Origin of the sequence: Microbacterium aerolatum, assembly GCF_007988825.1 — a bacterium.
GTDB classification, from domain to species: domain Bacteria; phylum Actinomycetota; class Actinomycetes; order Actinomycetales; family Microbacteriaceae; genus Microbacterium; species Microbacterium aerolatum.
The window spans coordinates 1-13,672 of sequence record NZ_BJUW01000020.1; the positions used below are offsets into that span (position 1 = coordinate 1).

The following is a 13,672-nucleotide window of genomic DNA, read 5'->3' on the forward strand; positions in this document are numbered from 1 at the left end:
GGCCTGAAGCTGCAGCGATTCCCTGTACTCCTCGTCGGCGCCGTCCTCGTCGCGGCCATCGCCGTCCTCATCGACTGGATCGCCGGTCTCGTCGAAGAAGCAGTCCGCCCGCGCGGGCTGTGACCCGCGCTTCCCATCACACGCATCTGCACGTCACACACCAAGGAGCAGTCATGAAGAAACACCTCATCACCGGAGTCACCGCGCTCGCCGCGGGTGCGCTCGTTCTGTCGGGATGCTCTGGCTCGACCAGCAGCGCCAGCGCCGGCGACGAGCTCGAAGGGCTGACCGGGCAGGTCGGCTCGAAGGACTTCTCGGAGCAGTACATCCTCGCCTACATCACCACCGAGCTGCTCAACGCGCATGGCGCCGACCTCGAGGCGAACGTGAAGCTGGTCGGATCTGCGAACGTGCGCCAGGCGCTCGAGAACGGCGACTTCATCGGTTACTGGGAGTACACCGGCACCTCGTGGATCACCTACAACGGCAACACCACGCCGGTCAAGGGCGCTGAGGCCCAGTTCGACGCCGTCAAGGAAGCGGATGCCGAGAAGGACATCGCGTGGCTCGACCCCGCGCCCCTCAACAACACCTACGCGTTCGCCGTCCGCGCCGACAAGGCCGAAGAACTCGGCGTCAAGACGATGAGCGACGTCGCCGCGCTCCCCGCCGAGGACCAGACGTTCTGCATCGAGAGCGAGTTCTCCACTCGGGACGATGGATGGCCAGGGCTCAAGACCGCGTACGGCATCGACATCCCCGACTCGAACGTCACGATGCTCGACACCGGTGTCATCTACACCGCGACCCAGAAGGGCGACGACTGCAACTTCGGCGAGGTGTTCCAGACCGATGGCCGCATCCCCGCCCTCGATCTGGTCGTGATGGAGGATGACGAGGAGTTCTTCCCCTCGTACCAGGGCGGCTTCACGATCCGCCAGGAGGTCCTCGACGACTACCCGGAGATCGCGGACATCATCGCCGAGATCGCGCCGCTGCTGACCACCGAGGAGATGCAGAAGCTCAACGCACTCGTCGACGTCGAGGGTGAAGACCCCGAGGACGTCGCGATCGACTGGCTCGAAGAGCAGGAGCTGATCTGATGACGGACGCGCTTCAGCTGGGCGAGAGCTTCATCGGCGAAGGAGCCAACGCGGCGCACATCAACAGCGTCTACGGCCCTCGCACCGGACCGGCCGGCACGGCCTGGGCCACGGCTCTCGCGACACCGAGCCCCGGGCACGTGCCGTTCGTCGCGGTGCTGCGCCCCTCTCTCCCCGTCAAGCCGCTGACGCTGTTCGTCACCAAGGCCGCACCGGCGAACGACGAGCACGGCAACCACATCTGGGGTCCTGCGCAGGCCGGTGTCGCGGCGGGCGTCGCGGATGCCGTCGCCGAGGGCACGCTCCCGCAGGATGCCGTCGACGACAGCGTCGTGATCACCGCCGTCTGGGTGAATCCCGGAGCGGACGACGCGGATGCCGTGTACCGCAACAACCGCGAGGCCACCCGCACTGCACTGCGCAACGGCTCGCAGGGCCTGCCGCGCACCGAAGAGGTTCTCGACGCACGGTCGGCACCTCGCAATCCCTTCTACACGGCCCCGGCCGACTGAGTTACTGGAGATCTGATAAGCATGGTCACTACCCCGACGGTCGGCTTCATCGGCCTCGGCAGCATGGGCTCGGGCATGTCCTCGAACCTGCAGAAGGCGGGATATCCCCTCGTCGTCACCGATGTCCGTCCCGAGGCGGGGGCAGCGCTCGTCGAGGGCGGCGCGAGATGGGCCGCGACTGCCGCCGAGGTCGCCGCGGCCAGCGACATCATCATCACGATGCTGCCGACGCCGCGTCATGTGACCGACGTCGTGAGCGGTCCCGGCGGCATGCTGGAGGGCATCGCAGACGGCGCCACGTGGATCGACATGTCCACCTCGGTGCCGGAGGTGGCCGACCGGGTGCGCGCGGAGGAGAGTGCGCGCGGACTGCGCATCCTCGATGCGCCGGTGAGCGGAATGGCCAAGGGCGCGGCGTCGGGCATGCTGCAGATCTTCGTCGGCGGCGATGCCGACGACGTCGAACGGGTGCGTCCCGTGCTCGAGGCGATGGGCGATCCGGAGCGGATCCTCCACGTCGGCGGTCATGGTGCCGGTTACGCCGTGAAGCTGATGATCAATCAGCTCTGGTTCTCGCACCTGGTCGCGACCGCGGAGGTGCTGGCCGTCGGCGTTCGCGCAGGGGTCGACCTGGGAGTGCTGCGCGACTCGCTCATAGCGAGCCCAGCGAACAGCACGTTCGTGGAGCGCGACGTGCTCTCCATCCTGGAGCACGGCGACTACGACGAAGGTTTCGCCATCGCACTCGCCTGCAAGGATCTGGGCCTGTCGATCGATCTGGCCAGGTCGGTCGGCGTGCCCGTCGAGCTCTCCTCGCTGGTCGAGCAGGTCTACCGCCGGGCGCGGGCGTCGTACGGAGACAAGGCGGGGGAGATGACGCCGTTCCGGTTGTACGAAGACCTCATCCACAGCGAGCTCAGGCTCACCCCCGAACTCGTGCTGGCCGGATCGGAGGAGCAGGCATGACCGCTGCGGATCTCAGCACGAACACTCGTGAGCGGCAGCTGCTGGAGCGCGTGCCGACGCAGCTGCTCCTCGGCGACGGCTGGACGGATGCCGAGGGCGGCCGTACTTTCCCGGTCACCGATCCCTCGACGGGCGAGGTGCTGGCCGAGGTCGCCGACGCCCGGCCGGAGGACGGCGAGCGTGCACTCGCCGCGGCGTCAGCGGCTCAGGAGAGCTGGGCGGCCACGCCGCCGAGGGAGCGCGGTGAGATCCTGCGCCGTGCCTTCGAGCTCGTCACCGCACGCGCGGAGGACTTCGCCCTGCTGATGACCCTCGAGATGGGCAAGCCGCTCGCGGAATCCCGTGGCGAGGTCGCCTACGGCGCCGAGTTCCTGCGCTGGTTCTCCGAGGAGGCCCCGCGGATCTCGGGTCGGTTCGCGATGGCCCCCGACGGGAAGAGCCGCCTGCTGGTGATGAAGACCCCGGTGGGGCCGTCGCTGTTCATCACACCGTGGAACTTCCCCCTGGCGATGGCGACGCGCAAGATCGCACCGGCGATCGCTGCCGGCTGCACCATGGTGCTCAAGCCCGCAGCGCTCACTCCGCTGACCGCGCTCCTGTTCGCCGAGGTGCTGCGAGAGGCGGGCTTGCCCGACGGCGTGCTCACGGTCATCCCGACCACGAGCGCCGGCGCCGTCACCGGTCCGCTCATCCGCGATCCTCGGTTGAGGAAGCTGTCCTTCACCGGTTCCACCGAGGTGGGCAGGCGCCTGATCGCCGACTCCGCCGAACAGGTGCTGCGCGTCTCGATGGAGCTCGGCGGCAATGCGCCTTTCCTGGTGTTCGACGACGCCGACCTCTCGAAGGCCGTCGACGGTGCCGTGCTGGCGAAGATGCGCAACGGCGGGGAGGCCTGCGTGGCCGCGAACCGCTTCCTCGTCCAGCGAGGCGTCGCCGCCGAGTTCACTCGTCTGTTCACCGAGCGGATCGCCGCTTTCAGGGTCGGCCGCGGGACGGATGCCGCCACCACGATGGGTCCTCTCGTGGATGAGGCGACGCGGAGCAAGGTCGCGGAGCTGGTCGACGGCGCTGTCAGCGACGGGGCCACTCTCGCTCTGGGCGGGCACGCGCTTCCCGGAGCCGGTTACTTCTACGAGCCCACCGTGCTCGCAGACGTGCCGGTGGATGCGGCGATCCTCGACGAGGAGATCTTCGGTCCCGTCGCCCCGATCGTCGTGTTCGACACGGAGGAGGAGGCGATCGAGATCGCCAATCGCACACCGTTCGGGCTCGTCTCGTTCGCGTACACGTCGGATCTCAACCGCGGCCTCCGCCTCGCGGAGCGCCTCGAGACGGGCATGTTCGGCATCAACGCCGGCGTCGTGTCGAACCCCGCCGCGCCGTTCGGCGGCGTCAAGCAGTCCGGCCTCGGGCGTGAGGGCGGATTCGAGGGGATCGATGAGTACCTCGAGACGCGCTACGTGAACATCGCCGACCCGTTCGCCCCCGAGGGCAGGTGAGCATGGAGATCACGGACTTCTCCCTCGACCTGTTCTCGCTCGAGGGTCGGACCGCCGTCGTCACGGGTGGCAACACCGGATTGGGGCGGGCATTCAGCCTCGCCCTGGCCAAGGCGGGAGCGAACGTCTTCGTGGCCGGGCTCGCAGACGACGACGGCACGACGCGTCGCCTGATCGAGGCCGAAGGACGCGAGTACGCGTTCCTCGAGGCGGACATCGCCCGCCGCGGTGTGCCGGCAGAGGTCGTCGCGGCCTGCGTCGAGCGCTTCGGATCGCTCGACGTGCTCGTCAACTCGGCCGGCATCGCGCTGCTCGACGACGTCGATGCGTTCGATCGCGACAAATGGGATCCGATGATCGCGGTCAACCTCACGGCACCGTTCGAGCTCGCGCACGAGGCGAGCCGCGTCATGCGCAGCCAGGGCAGAGGGAAGATCATCAACATCGCCTCGCTGTTCGCGTTCCTCGGCGGGAAGCAGTCGCCCGCGTACGCCGCGACGAAAGCCGGGATCGTCGGTTTCACGAAGGCGTACTGCGACGAGCTCGCCGCCGACGGCATCCAGGTCAACGCGATCGCGCCGGGGTATTTCGCGACCGCGATCACGGCCGCCACCCGATCAGATCCCGAGGCGAGCCGACGGATCCTCGAGCACATCCCCGCCGAGAGGTGGGGAGACCCCGCCGACCTCATGGGGGCGACGGTCTTCCTCGCGAGCCGCGCCTCGGACTACGTCAACGGGCACGTGCTCGTCGTCGACGGCGGCTACCTCGTCCGCTGACCAGCTCTTCACAGACCCACCCGATCCGAACAACTCCTGAAAGCGAAGGCCATTCCCATGTCGGCATCACGATCCGCCCTCAGCCGCGACGAGATCGTCACGCGCGTCACCGCGCTCCTCGGCGCCGATGGGGTCGACACAGATCCGCGCGAGCTCGAGCTCGCCAGTGTCGACCGCTTCAAGAAGTACCAGTCCGTGCACGGCATCTTCGACGGCCCGATCCCTGCGATCATCGCCTATCCCCGCACCACCGAAGAGGTGGCGGCTGTTCTGCGCTTCGCGAACGACAACCTGATCAACGTCGTGCCGCGCACCGGCCGCACGGCGACCGAGGGCGGTCTCGAGACGGTTGTCGAGGACACGATCGTCCTGGACGGCTCGCGGATGGACAGCGTCCTCGATGTGAACGAGACCGACATGACGGTGACGGTGCAGTGCGGCGTGCCGCTGCAGCGGCTCGAGGACGAACTTCGCGAGCGCGGCCTGACCACCGGCCATTCGCCGCAGTCCAAGCCGCTCGCGCAGTACGGCGGGCTGGTCGCGACCAGATCCATCGGACAGTTCTCGACCCTCTACGGTGCGATCGAGGACATGGTCGTCGGACTCGAAGCGGTGTTCCCCGACGGCACGGTGACCCGTATCAAGAATGTGCCGCGCCGTGCAGCCGGTCCCGACATCCGCCACATCATCATCGGCAACGAGGGCGCGCTGTGCGTGATCACCGAGGTCACGGTGAAGATCTTCCCGTACCACCCGGAGAGCACCCGCTTCTTCGGGTTCCTCGTCGATGAGTTCGAGGTCGGCGTCGAGGCGCTGCGCGAACTCGTCACCGCCGGATACCGGCCATCGGTCTGCCGGGTCTACTCTCCTGAAGACGCGAACCAGCACTTCTCGCACTTCTCCGAGGGCAAGTCGGTCGTCGTGCTCACCGCCGAGGGGCCGGAGCCTCTTGCGGCCGCGACGGCCACCGGCATCGAGGCCGTCTTCGCCGAGCGGCCGCACCAGCGGGTCGACTCCGCGCACATCGAGACGTGGTTCCAGGGGCTCAACTGGGGGCAGGACAAGATCGATGCCGAGAAGGAGGCGATGCTGCGCGATTCGCATCTCGGATACACCACCGAGGTGTCGATCAACTGGTCAGGGGTGAGCAGTCTCTACCACGCCGTCATCGACCGCATCCGGTCGGAGTACCCGCGCGCCGATCACCTCACGATGCTCGGAGCGCACTCGTCGCACAGCTACCAGACCGGCACGAACCTCTACTTCGTCTACGACTACGACATCGACTGCGAGCCGCGGCAGGAGATCGACCTCTATCACGTGCCGCTCAATGCGATCATCGTGGAAGAAGCACTGCGACTGGGAGGTTCGATGGTGCACCACCACGGCATCGGCAAGTACCGCACACCCTGGACCCGTCAGGAGCACGGCTCGGCGTACCCGATGCTGGAGCGGCTCAAGCAGGCGTTCGACCCGAACGGCGTGATGAACGCGGGCACGATCCTCCCGCTCGAGGCGTGAGCGGACCCCGCTACGTCGTCGCCATCGACGGCGGGTCGCAATCGACCAAGGTGCTCGTCGTCGATGAGGCCGGCACGATCCACGCGTCGGCGCAGCGGCGGCTGAGACCGACCGAGTCTCCGTCGCCCGGTCACGTCGTGCATCCCGGTGACGATCTCTGGGACTCGATCGTCGAGGCCTGCCGTGAGGCGCTCGGACACTTCGAGGGCGATCCCGATCGCATCGTCGGGGTCGGGCTGTGCACGATCCGCTTCTGCCGTGCGCTGCTCGACGCGGACGGCGGTCTCGTCGAGCCCGTGCTCAGCTGGATGGACGAACGCGTGTCGCGGCCGCACGAGCAGGATGCGCGCGTGCACTACGTGACGACGTCGTCGGGATATCTGACCCATCGGCTGACCGGCGAGCGGCGCGACAGCGTCGGCAATCAGCAGGGGGTGTGGCCCGTCGATCAGGGGCGGTGGCGCTGGTCCGACGACCCGGACGCCTACGCGCGCACGGGAATGCGGGCGGAGCAGCTGTTCGACCTCGTGTTGCCGGGCGAGATGCTCGGTCGGGTCACTGCCGCTGCCGCCGCGGCGACCGGCCTTCCCAACGGGCTGGCCGTGTACGCCACCGCGAACGACAAGGCCGTGGAGGCGCTGGGTTCGGGGCTGAGGGACGATCGGACGGCCCTTCTGTCGCTCGGCACGTACGTCGCGGCGATGACGGTCGGGCGCGACGCGAGCGCGACCGATGACCGTTACTGGACGAACTTCGCGGCTGAGCCGGGTCGGTACCTGTACGAGAGCGACGGCATCCGACGGGGCATGTGGACGGTCAGCTGGTGGCGCGACCTGCTCGACGCCGGGCAGGGGATCACGGACGATGAGCTCAATGCAGGGGCGAGCGGCATCGCGCCGGGCAGCGACGGGCTGATGGCCGTTCTGGACTGGCTCGCCCCCGGCGGGGCGTCGCACCGGCGTGGGGCGCTGCTCGGGTTCGACGGGCGTCAGGGACGATTCCACGTGCACCGCGCCATCCTGGAGGGCATCGCCCTCACGATGCGCGGGCACGTCGATTCGATGGAGGCCGCGCTCGGGCACTCTTTCGAGAGCGTGATCGTCTCGGGTGGCGGCTCACGGTCGGACCTGATGATGCGCATCCTCGCCGCCGTTTTCGAAAGACCTGTTCGGCGCAACAGGCTGACGGATGCCGCGGGCATGGGCGCCGCGATCTCCGCGTTCGTCGGCGCCGGCGTGCACATGACGTGGGGCGAATCCGTCGCCGCGACCGTGCACGCCGCCGACAGCTTCACGCCCGAACCGGAATGGGTGCAGGCGTACCGACCGGTGCGCGAGGCGTATTCGCTGCTGCCGCGGCATCTGGACCCGCTGTTCCTGAAGTGGCAGGCGCTCGCCGCGCGGGCGGATGACGCGGGGTAGTCCCGCATTCGCCGCCGGCGCGGCGCCGAGTGAAGCAGCGCCACCCTGTCCGGCGGACTTCACGGCGATGGGCGGACGATTCGCGAGGATTCTTCCGCCCATCACGGAGTTCTCCGCCCATCACAGTGACCGACGCGGCGCCCGACGCAGTGCCCGCCGACCTCACTCGACGGGCAGCCGCACCGTGACGATGAGCCCGCCGCCGCTGCGCGGCTCCAGCTCGAGCGTTCCGCCGTGGGCCCGCGTTATCCCGTCGGCGATCGCGAGGCCGAGTCCGGCGCCCGCGTGGGCAGCGTCCTTGCTGCGGAAGCGGCCGGCACCGCGTTGGAACGGCTCGCGCAGTGTGGCCAGGAGGTGCGCAGGGATCACCTCGCCGCTGTTCTCGATGACTGCCACGGCACCGCGCTGGGTCATCTCGGTGCGCACCTCGACGCTGCCGCCCACCGCGATGTTGTGCACGATCGCGTTGTGCACGAGGTTGACGATGAGCTGCTGGAGCAGCGCAGGGGAGCCGTCGACAGAGGCCGTCGTGCCCCGGATATCGAGTGTCACGCCCCGCCGATCGGCGAGCGGATGCAGGCTCTCCACCGCGTCTTCGGCCAGCAGCGACAGCTCAACGCGCTCGCGACTGAACGTACCGCGGTCGGCCCTGGCCAGCAGGAGCAGGGCTTCAGTCAGCGTGATCGCTCGTGCGTTGACGTCCTGCAGACGGTCGATGAGAACGTCGACGTCGCGCTCAGGATCCTCGCGCGCGACCTCGAGCATCGCCTGCGAGATCGCCAGGGGCGTACGCAACTCGTGCGAGGCGTTCGAGGCGAAGCGCCGCTGTTCCTCGACGTGCGCCTCGAGCCGCGCGAGCATCGTGTCGAACACGTCAGCGAGGTCGCGGAACTCGTCCTTCGCGCCCGGCATGTCTACGCGATGCGAGAGCGAGCCTTCCACCGCCAGACGGGCGGCCTCATTGAGCCGGGTCAGCGGCGCCAGCATCCGGCCCGAGAGGAACCAGCCCCCGACCAGGCCGAGCGCGAGGAGGAAGACGAGCGCTGCGATCGTCGGCGGCACGAACGCGCGCACCAGGTCGGAGCGGTTGGGTACGAAGGGTCCCATGGTCCTGATCTGCCCGTCCGGCACGTAGCGCAGCAGGAAGAGCGCGACCACCGCCAGCAGCAGCACGCCCGCGACCATCAGGAATCCGGCGTAGCTCAGCGTCAGTTTGAGCCGAGCGCTCATGCCGCGGCGCCTAGCCATCGGCGGCATCCGTGTCTATCCGATAGCCCACACCCGGCACCGTCAGGATCAGCCAGGGCTCGCCGAGCCTCTTGCGCAGCGAAGAGACCGTGATGCGCACGGCGTTCGTGAAGGGGTCGGCGTTCTCGTCCCATGCCCGCTCGAGCAGCTCCTCGGCGCTGACCACGCCGCCCCCAGCGCTGACGAGCACCTCCAGCACGGCGAACTGCTTGCGCGTCAGCGCGACGTAGCGGTCATCGCGGTACACCTCGCGGCGGAACGGGTCGAGGCGGAGGCCGGCGACCTCGTGCACCGGAGGGCGCACGTGCGTGCGTCGCCGGTCGAGGGCGCGCAGCCGCAGCACGAGTTCGCGCATCTCGAACGGCTTGGTGAGGTAGTCGTCGGCGCCGAGTTCGAATCCCGACTCCTTGTCGTCGAGGCGGTCGGCGGCGGTGAGCATGAGGATCGGGATGCCGCTGCCGGAGTCCACGATCCAGCGTGCGACCTCATCACCGGAAGGGCCGGGGATGTCGCGATCGAGCACGGCGAGATCGTACGAGTTGATGCTCAGCAGCTCGAGCGCGGTGTCGCCGTCACCCGCGATGTCGGCGGCGATCGCCTCGAGCCGCAGACCATCGCGCACCGCCTCCGCCAGGTACGGTTCGTCCTCGACGATCAGCACGCGCATAAGTCTGCTTCCATGTGCTCAGATCCTACGCACCCGCGCATATCGGGAGCGTATGAAGAAACGCATACGGCGTCGCAACGTCGCGCCGGGTTCGCTGGATGCATGAGAACCACCCATGTGCTCGCCCCTCCGCCGACTCTGCCTGCGGACGCCCGCCGCCAGCAGCGTCGTGCCGTGGCCGCGCTCGTCGTCACCCTGATCGCGCTCGTCATAGCCCTCGTGCTCGTGGTGGCCAACGGATCCCGGTCGCTCGCAGAGATCGCCGGTGGGTCAGGGCAGCCTGTCGTGTTCGACCCCATCGGCGATTCGGGCTCCGTCCTCACCTCCGAGCACGGTTACATCGCCGAGGGCGAAGGGCTGTCCGTGTTCGAGGACCAGGCGCCGGCCGTGACCCGATTGAACCCCGCGCTCCTCGACGCACTGCGCCGGGCGGCCACGGATGCCGAGGCGGGCGGTGTCGAGTTCGACGTCAACAGCGGCTGGCGATCGCCGGAGTATCAGAGCTTCCTGCTGCGCGCAGCGGTCGATGACTACGGCTCGGAGGAGGAGGCGGCGCGCTGGGTCGCGACGGCGCAGACCTCAGCGCACGTGTCGGGGGAGGCCGTCGACATCGGTCCGCTCACGGCGACCGACTGGCTCGCGCAGCACGGCGCGCAGTACGGGCTGTGCCAGATCTACGGCAACGAGTCGTGGCACTACGAACTGCGACCGGATGCTGTCGCCTCAGGCTGCCCGCCGGCGTACTCCGATCCGACCGAAGACCCGCGGATGCACGGCTGAACGCGGTCTGGAGCCGGACCGACGCTCGGGGTTGCCCGATGACGCGAGGCGGGCGAGCATGGCGGGATGGACGATGCCCCGACATCAGCGGAGACGATCACGTGGCGACCGGTCGTCGAGGCCGACTTCCCGCTGCTCTCGGACTGGCTGTCGCGGCCGCACGTGCACCGGTACTGGCATCACGACTTCACTCCCGACGGGGTGGCTCGCGATTTCGGACCGGGCACCCGCGGCGACGAGGCCGGGGAGGATCTGCTCGTGTCGGTGGACGGGATTCCCGAAGCCCTCGTGCAGCGCTCGCGCATAGAGGACTACGCGGAGGACTTCCGTGAGCTCAGCGCGATCGTCGATGTGCCGTCCGGCGCGGTCACGATCGACTACTTCGTCGCGGACTCCGCCCGGACGGGGCGCGGTCTGGGGACGGCGATCATCCGTGCGATCATCGCGGACACGTGGTCGAGCTACCCCGACTGCCCGGCCGTCATCGTGCCAGTGGTGGCGGGGAACACGGGGTCGTGGCGTGCGCTCGAGAAATCCGGTTTCCGCCGCATCGGCGAAGGCGACATGGAGCCGGAGAATCCTCTCGATGCTCCACTCCACTTCGTCTCGCGGATCGACCGGCCGCGATCGAGCGCCTAGAGCCGGTCCACCGCGGTCACTGTCACGACCGCTTCGCCTGCTTCATCGGATGCCGCGAGATCCACGGTCGCGGAGATGCCCCAGTCGTGATCCCCGGCCGGGTCGTCGAAGATCTGACGCGCGGTCCACTGGGACGCCCCTTCGGTCAGCAGAAGCAGCTTCGCGCTGCGGGCATCCGGACCGGTGAGGATCTCGTCGTGCTCGGCGAAATACGCGTCGAGGGCGTCGTTCCAGCCGTCCGCTCCCAACGACGGGTCGAGCTCGGCGAGAGCATCCACATCCTCCAGCGCGGCGAGCTGCACTCGGCGGAACAGCTCGTTGCGCACCAGCGTGCGGAAGGCGTGCACGTTCGAGGTGAGCCGCTTCGGCGCGGGTGGGACGATCGGCTCGTCGACGTGATCCGCAGCCTTCAGAGCCGCTAGGTCGACCATCCCGTTGTCGGTGCCGGAGCGAAGCTCTTCCCACTCATCCAGGAGCGAAGAATCGACCTGCCGGACGAGTTCGCCGAGCCACTCGATGAGGTCGCGCAGGTCTTCGTTCTTCAGCTCCTCGGGGATCGTCTGCGACGCGGCGCGGTACGCGTCGGAGAGGTATCGCAGCACCACGCCCTCGGATCGGGCGATCTTGTAGTACGCGACATATTCCCCGAACGACATGGCACGCTCGTACATGTCGCGGACGACGGATTTCGGATGCAGCTCGAAGTCGCGGATCCACGGCTGCGCTGAGCTGTACGTCTCGAACGCCTGCTCGAGCAGCTCCTCCAGGGGCTTCGGATAGGTGATCTGCTCAAGCAGCTCCATCCGCTCCTCGTACTCGATTCCCTCACGCTTCATCTCGGCGACCGCATCGCCGCGCGCGAGGAACTCCTGCTGGCTCAACACCGCGCGCGGGTCGTCCAGCGTCGACTCGACGATCGAGATCATGTCCAGCGCATAGGTGGCAGCATCCGGATCGAGCAACTCGAACGCGGCCAGCGCGAACGGCGACAGAGGCTGGTTCAGGGCGAAGTTCGGCTGCAGATCGACCGTGAGACGGATGCCGTCGGGGCCGTCCTCGACGATGCCGGATTCCCTCAGCGTGCGGTAGATCCCGAGCGCGCGCAGCGCGAGGAGGCGCTGCCTGGCACGCGGCTCGTGATTGTCGTATACCAGCGCGCGCATACTTCCGAACACGTCGCCGCCTCGGCCGATGACGTTGAGCATCATGGCGCTCGTGATCTGCATGTGCGAGGTCAGCGTCTCGGGCTCGGCGTCCACGAGCTTGCGGAACGAGGGCTCGCCCCACGACACGAAACCGTCCGGCGCCTTCTTGCGGATCAGCTTCCGCTTCTTCTTCGGGTCGTCCCCGGCCTTCTTGATCGCCGCGGCGTTCTCGGACTCGTGCTCCGGCGCCTGCGCGACGACGGTCCCGGCAGTGTCGTATCCGGCTCGGCCCGCGCGGCCGGCGATCTGGTGGAACTCGCGCGCGTTCAGCTGTCGCATCCGCGTGCCGTCGAACTTCGTGAGCGCCGTCAACAGCACCGTGCGGATCGGCACGTTGATCCCGACGCCGAGTGTGTCGGTGCCGCAGATGACGCGCAGCAGTCCGCGCTGGGCGAGCTGTTCGACGAGCCTCCGGTACTTCGGCAGCATCCCAGCGTGGTGCACGCCGATGCCCGCCCGCAGGAACCTCGAGAGCGTCTTGCCGAACGCCGTCGTGAAGCGGAACTCGCCGATGAGCACCGCGATCTCGTCGCGCTGCTCGCGCGTCGCGGTCTTCGTGCTCGACAGCGCCTGGGCACGCTCCATCGCGGCGGCCTGCGAGAAGTGCACGACGTAGATCGGGGCCTGCCCGGTGCTCAGGAGCTCCTCGATCGTCTCGTGGATCGGTGTGAGCTCGTAGTAGAAGTGCAGTGGCACCGGCCGCTCGACACCGGTCACCACGGCGGTCTCGCGCGAGGTGCGGCGGGTCAGATCCTCCGCCAGGTCGGTGACATCCCCGAGCGTGGCCGACATCAGTACGAACTGCGCCTGCGGCAGCGTCAGCAGCGGAACCTGCCACGCCCACCCGCGATCGGGATCGGCGTAGAAGTGGAACTCGTCCATCACGACCTGCCCGACCTCGGCATCCGGCCCCTGCCGCAGGGCGATGTTCGCGAGGATCTCCGCCGTGCAGCAGATGATCGGAGCATCGGCGTTGACCGACGAATCCCCGGTGACCATGCCGACGTTGTCCGGACCGAAGATGTCGACCAGCGCGAAGAACTTCTCGCTCACGAGCGCCTTGATCGGCGCCGTGTAGTAGCTGCGGCGACCCTCGACGAGCGCGGCGAAGTGCGCCCCGATCGCCACGAGCGACTTCCCTGTTCCGGTGGGGGTCGAGAGGATCAGGTTGTTGCCCGAGACGATCTCGATGACCGCCTCGTCCTGGGCGGGGTACAGCTGGATGCCGGTCGACTCGGCCCATTCCACGAACGCGGTGTAGACGGCATCCGCATCGGAGCCGTCGGGAAGGATGGCCGGGTCGAGAAGCGAAGGCATGATCCTTCGATCATC

Annotated in this window: 12 protein-coding genes; 9 read left to right on the forward strand and 3 right to left on the reverse strand. The window is 68.2% G+C overall.

All coding sequences use genetic code 11. The features are described from left to right. Window positions 1–173: 173 nt before the first annotated feature. The 7 genes from MAE01_RS14960 to MAE01_RS14990 are packed head-to-tail and all read left to right on the forward strand — an operon-like array spanning window position 174 to window position 7,801. Window positions 174–1,103 (forward strand): glycine betaine ABC transporter substrate-binding protein, encoded by a 930-nt coding sequence (locus MAE01_RS14960; RefSeq protein WP_147040746.1) that lies wholly within the window; start codon window positions 174–176, stop codon window positions 1,101–1,103. Then, on the forward strand, window positions 1,103–1,615 hold the full coding sequence (fae, locus tag MAE01_RS14965) for a formaldehyde-activating enzyme (protein WP_147040749.1): 513 nt from the start codon (window positions 1,103–1,105) through the stop codon (window positions 1,613–1,615). The genes MAE01_RS14960 and fae overlap by 1 nt, the downstream gene beginning before the upstream one ends. A 21-nt stretch (window positions 1,616–1,636) precedes the next feature. Continuing rightward, window positions 1,637–2,581, forward strand: coding sequence for an NAD(P)-dependent oxidoreductase (locus MAE01_RS14970; protein ID WP_147040750.1), 945 nt, complete (start codon window positions 1,637–1,639; stop codon window positions 2,579–2,581). Beyond that, a complete protein-coding gene (locus MAE01_RS14975) occupies window positions 2,578–4,080 on the forward strand; it encodes an NAD-dependent succinate-semialdehyde dehydrogenase (protein WP_147040752.1) in 1,503 nt (500 codons plus the stop codon). Before MAE01_RS14970 ends, MAE01_RS14975 begins: the two co-directional genes overlap by 4 nt. A gap of 2 nt (window positions 4,081–4,082) precedes the next feature. Then, window positions 4,083–4,859: an SDR family oxidoreductase gene (locus tag MAE01_RS14980; protein ID WP_147040754.1), complete on the forward strand. Its 777-nt coding sequence runs from the start codon at window positions 4,083–4,085 to the stop codon at window positions 4,857–4,859. 57 nt (window positions 4,860–4,916) lie between these two features. Continuing rightward, window positions 4,917–6,380, forward strand: coding sequence for an FAD-binding oxidoreductase (locus tag MAE01_RS14985; protein WP_147040756.1), 1,464 nt, complete (start codon window positions 4,917–4,919; stop codon window positions 6,378–6,380). Then, window positions 6,377–7,801, forward strand: coding sequence for an FGGY-family carbohydrate kinase (locus MAE01_RS14990; protein WP_147040758.1), 1,425 nt, complete (start codon window positions 6,377–6,379; stop codon window positions 7,799–7,801). Before MAE01_RS14985 ends, MAE01_RS14990 begins: the two co-directional genes overlap by 4 nt. A 162-nt stretch (window positions 7,802–7,963) precedes the next feature. On the opposite strand, the gene MAE01_RS14995 is transcribed toward MAE01_RS14990, so the two are convergent. Beyond that, a complete protein-coding gene (locus tag MAE01_RS14995) occupies window positions 7,964–9,031 on the reverse strand; it encodes a sensor histidine kinase (protein ID WP_147040760.1) in 1,068 nt (355 codons plus the stop codon). 10 nt (window positions 9,032–9,041) lie between these two features. Beyond that, window positions 9,042–9,716, reverse strand: a complete 675-nt coding sequence (locus tag MAE01_RS15000; protein WP_147040762.1) for a response regulator transcription factor — start codon at window positions 9,714–9,716, stop codon at window positions 9,042–9,044. Window positions 9,717–9,818: 102 nt separating this feature from the next. Between MAE01_RS15000 and MAE01_RS15005 the strand changes: the two genes are divergently transcribed. Further along, window positions 9,819–10,496 (forward strand): M15 family metallopeptidase, encoded by a 678-nt coding sequence (locus MAE01_RS15005; RefSeq protein ID WP_147040764.1) that lies wholly within the window; start codon window positions 9,819–9,821, stop codon window positions 10,494–10,496. A 66-nt stretch (window positions 10,497–10,562) separates the two neighbouring features. Further along, on the forward strand, window positions 10,563–11,135 hold the full coding sequence (locus tag MAE01_RS15010; protein WP_147040766.1) for a GNAT family N-acetyltransferase: 573 nt from the start codon (window positions 10,563–10,565) through the stop codon (window positions 11,133–11,135). Here MAE01_RS15010 and MAE01_RS15015 read toward each other — a convergent pair. Beyond that, window positions 11,132–13,657 carry a DEAD/DEAH box helicase gene (locus tag MAE01_RS15015; RefSeq protein WP_147040767.1) on the reverse strand — a complete coding sequence of 842 codons (2,526 nt, stop codon included), beginning with the start codon at window positions 13,655–13,657 and terminating at the stop codon, window positions 11,132–11,134. The genes MAE01_RS15010 and MAE01_RS15015 overlap by 4 nt on opposite strands. Window positions 13,658–13,672 lie beyond the last annotated feature (15 nt).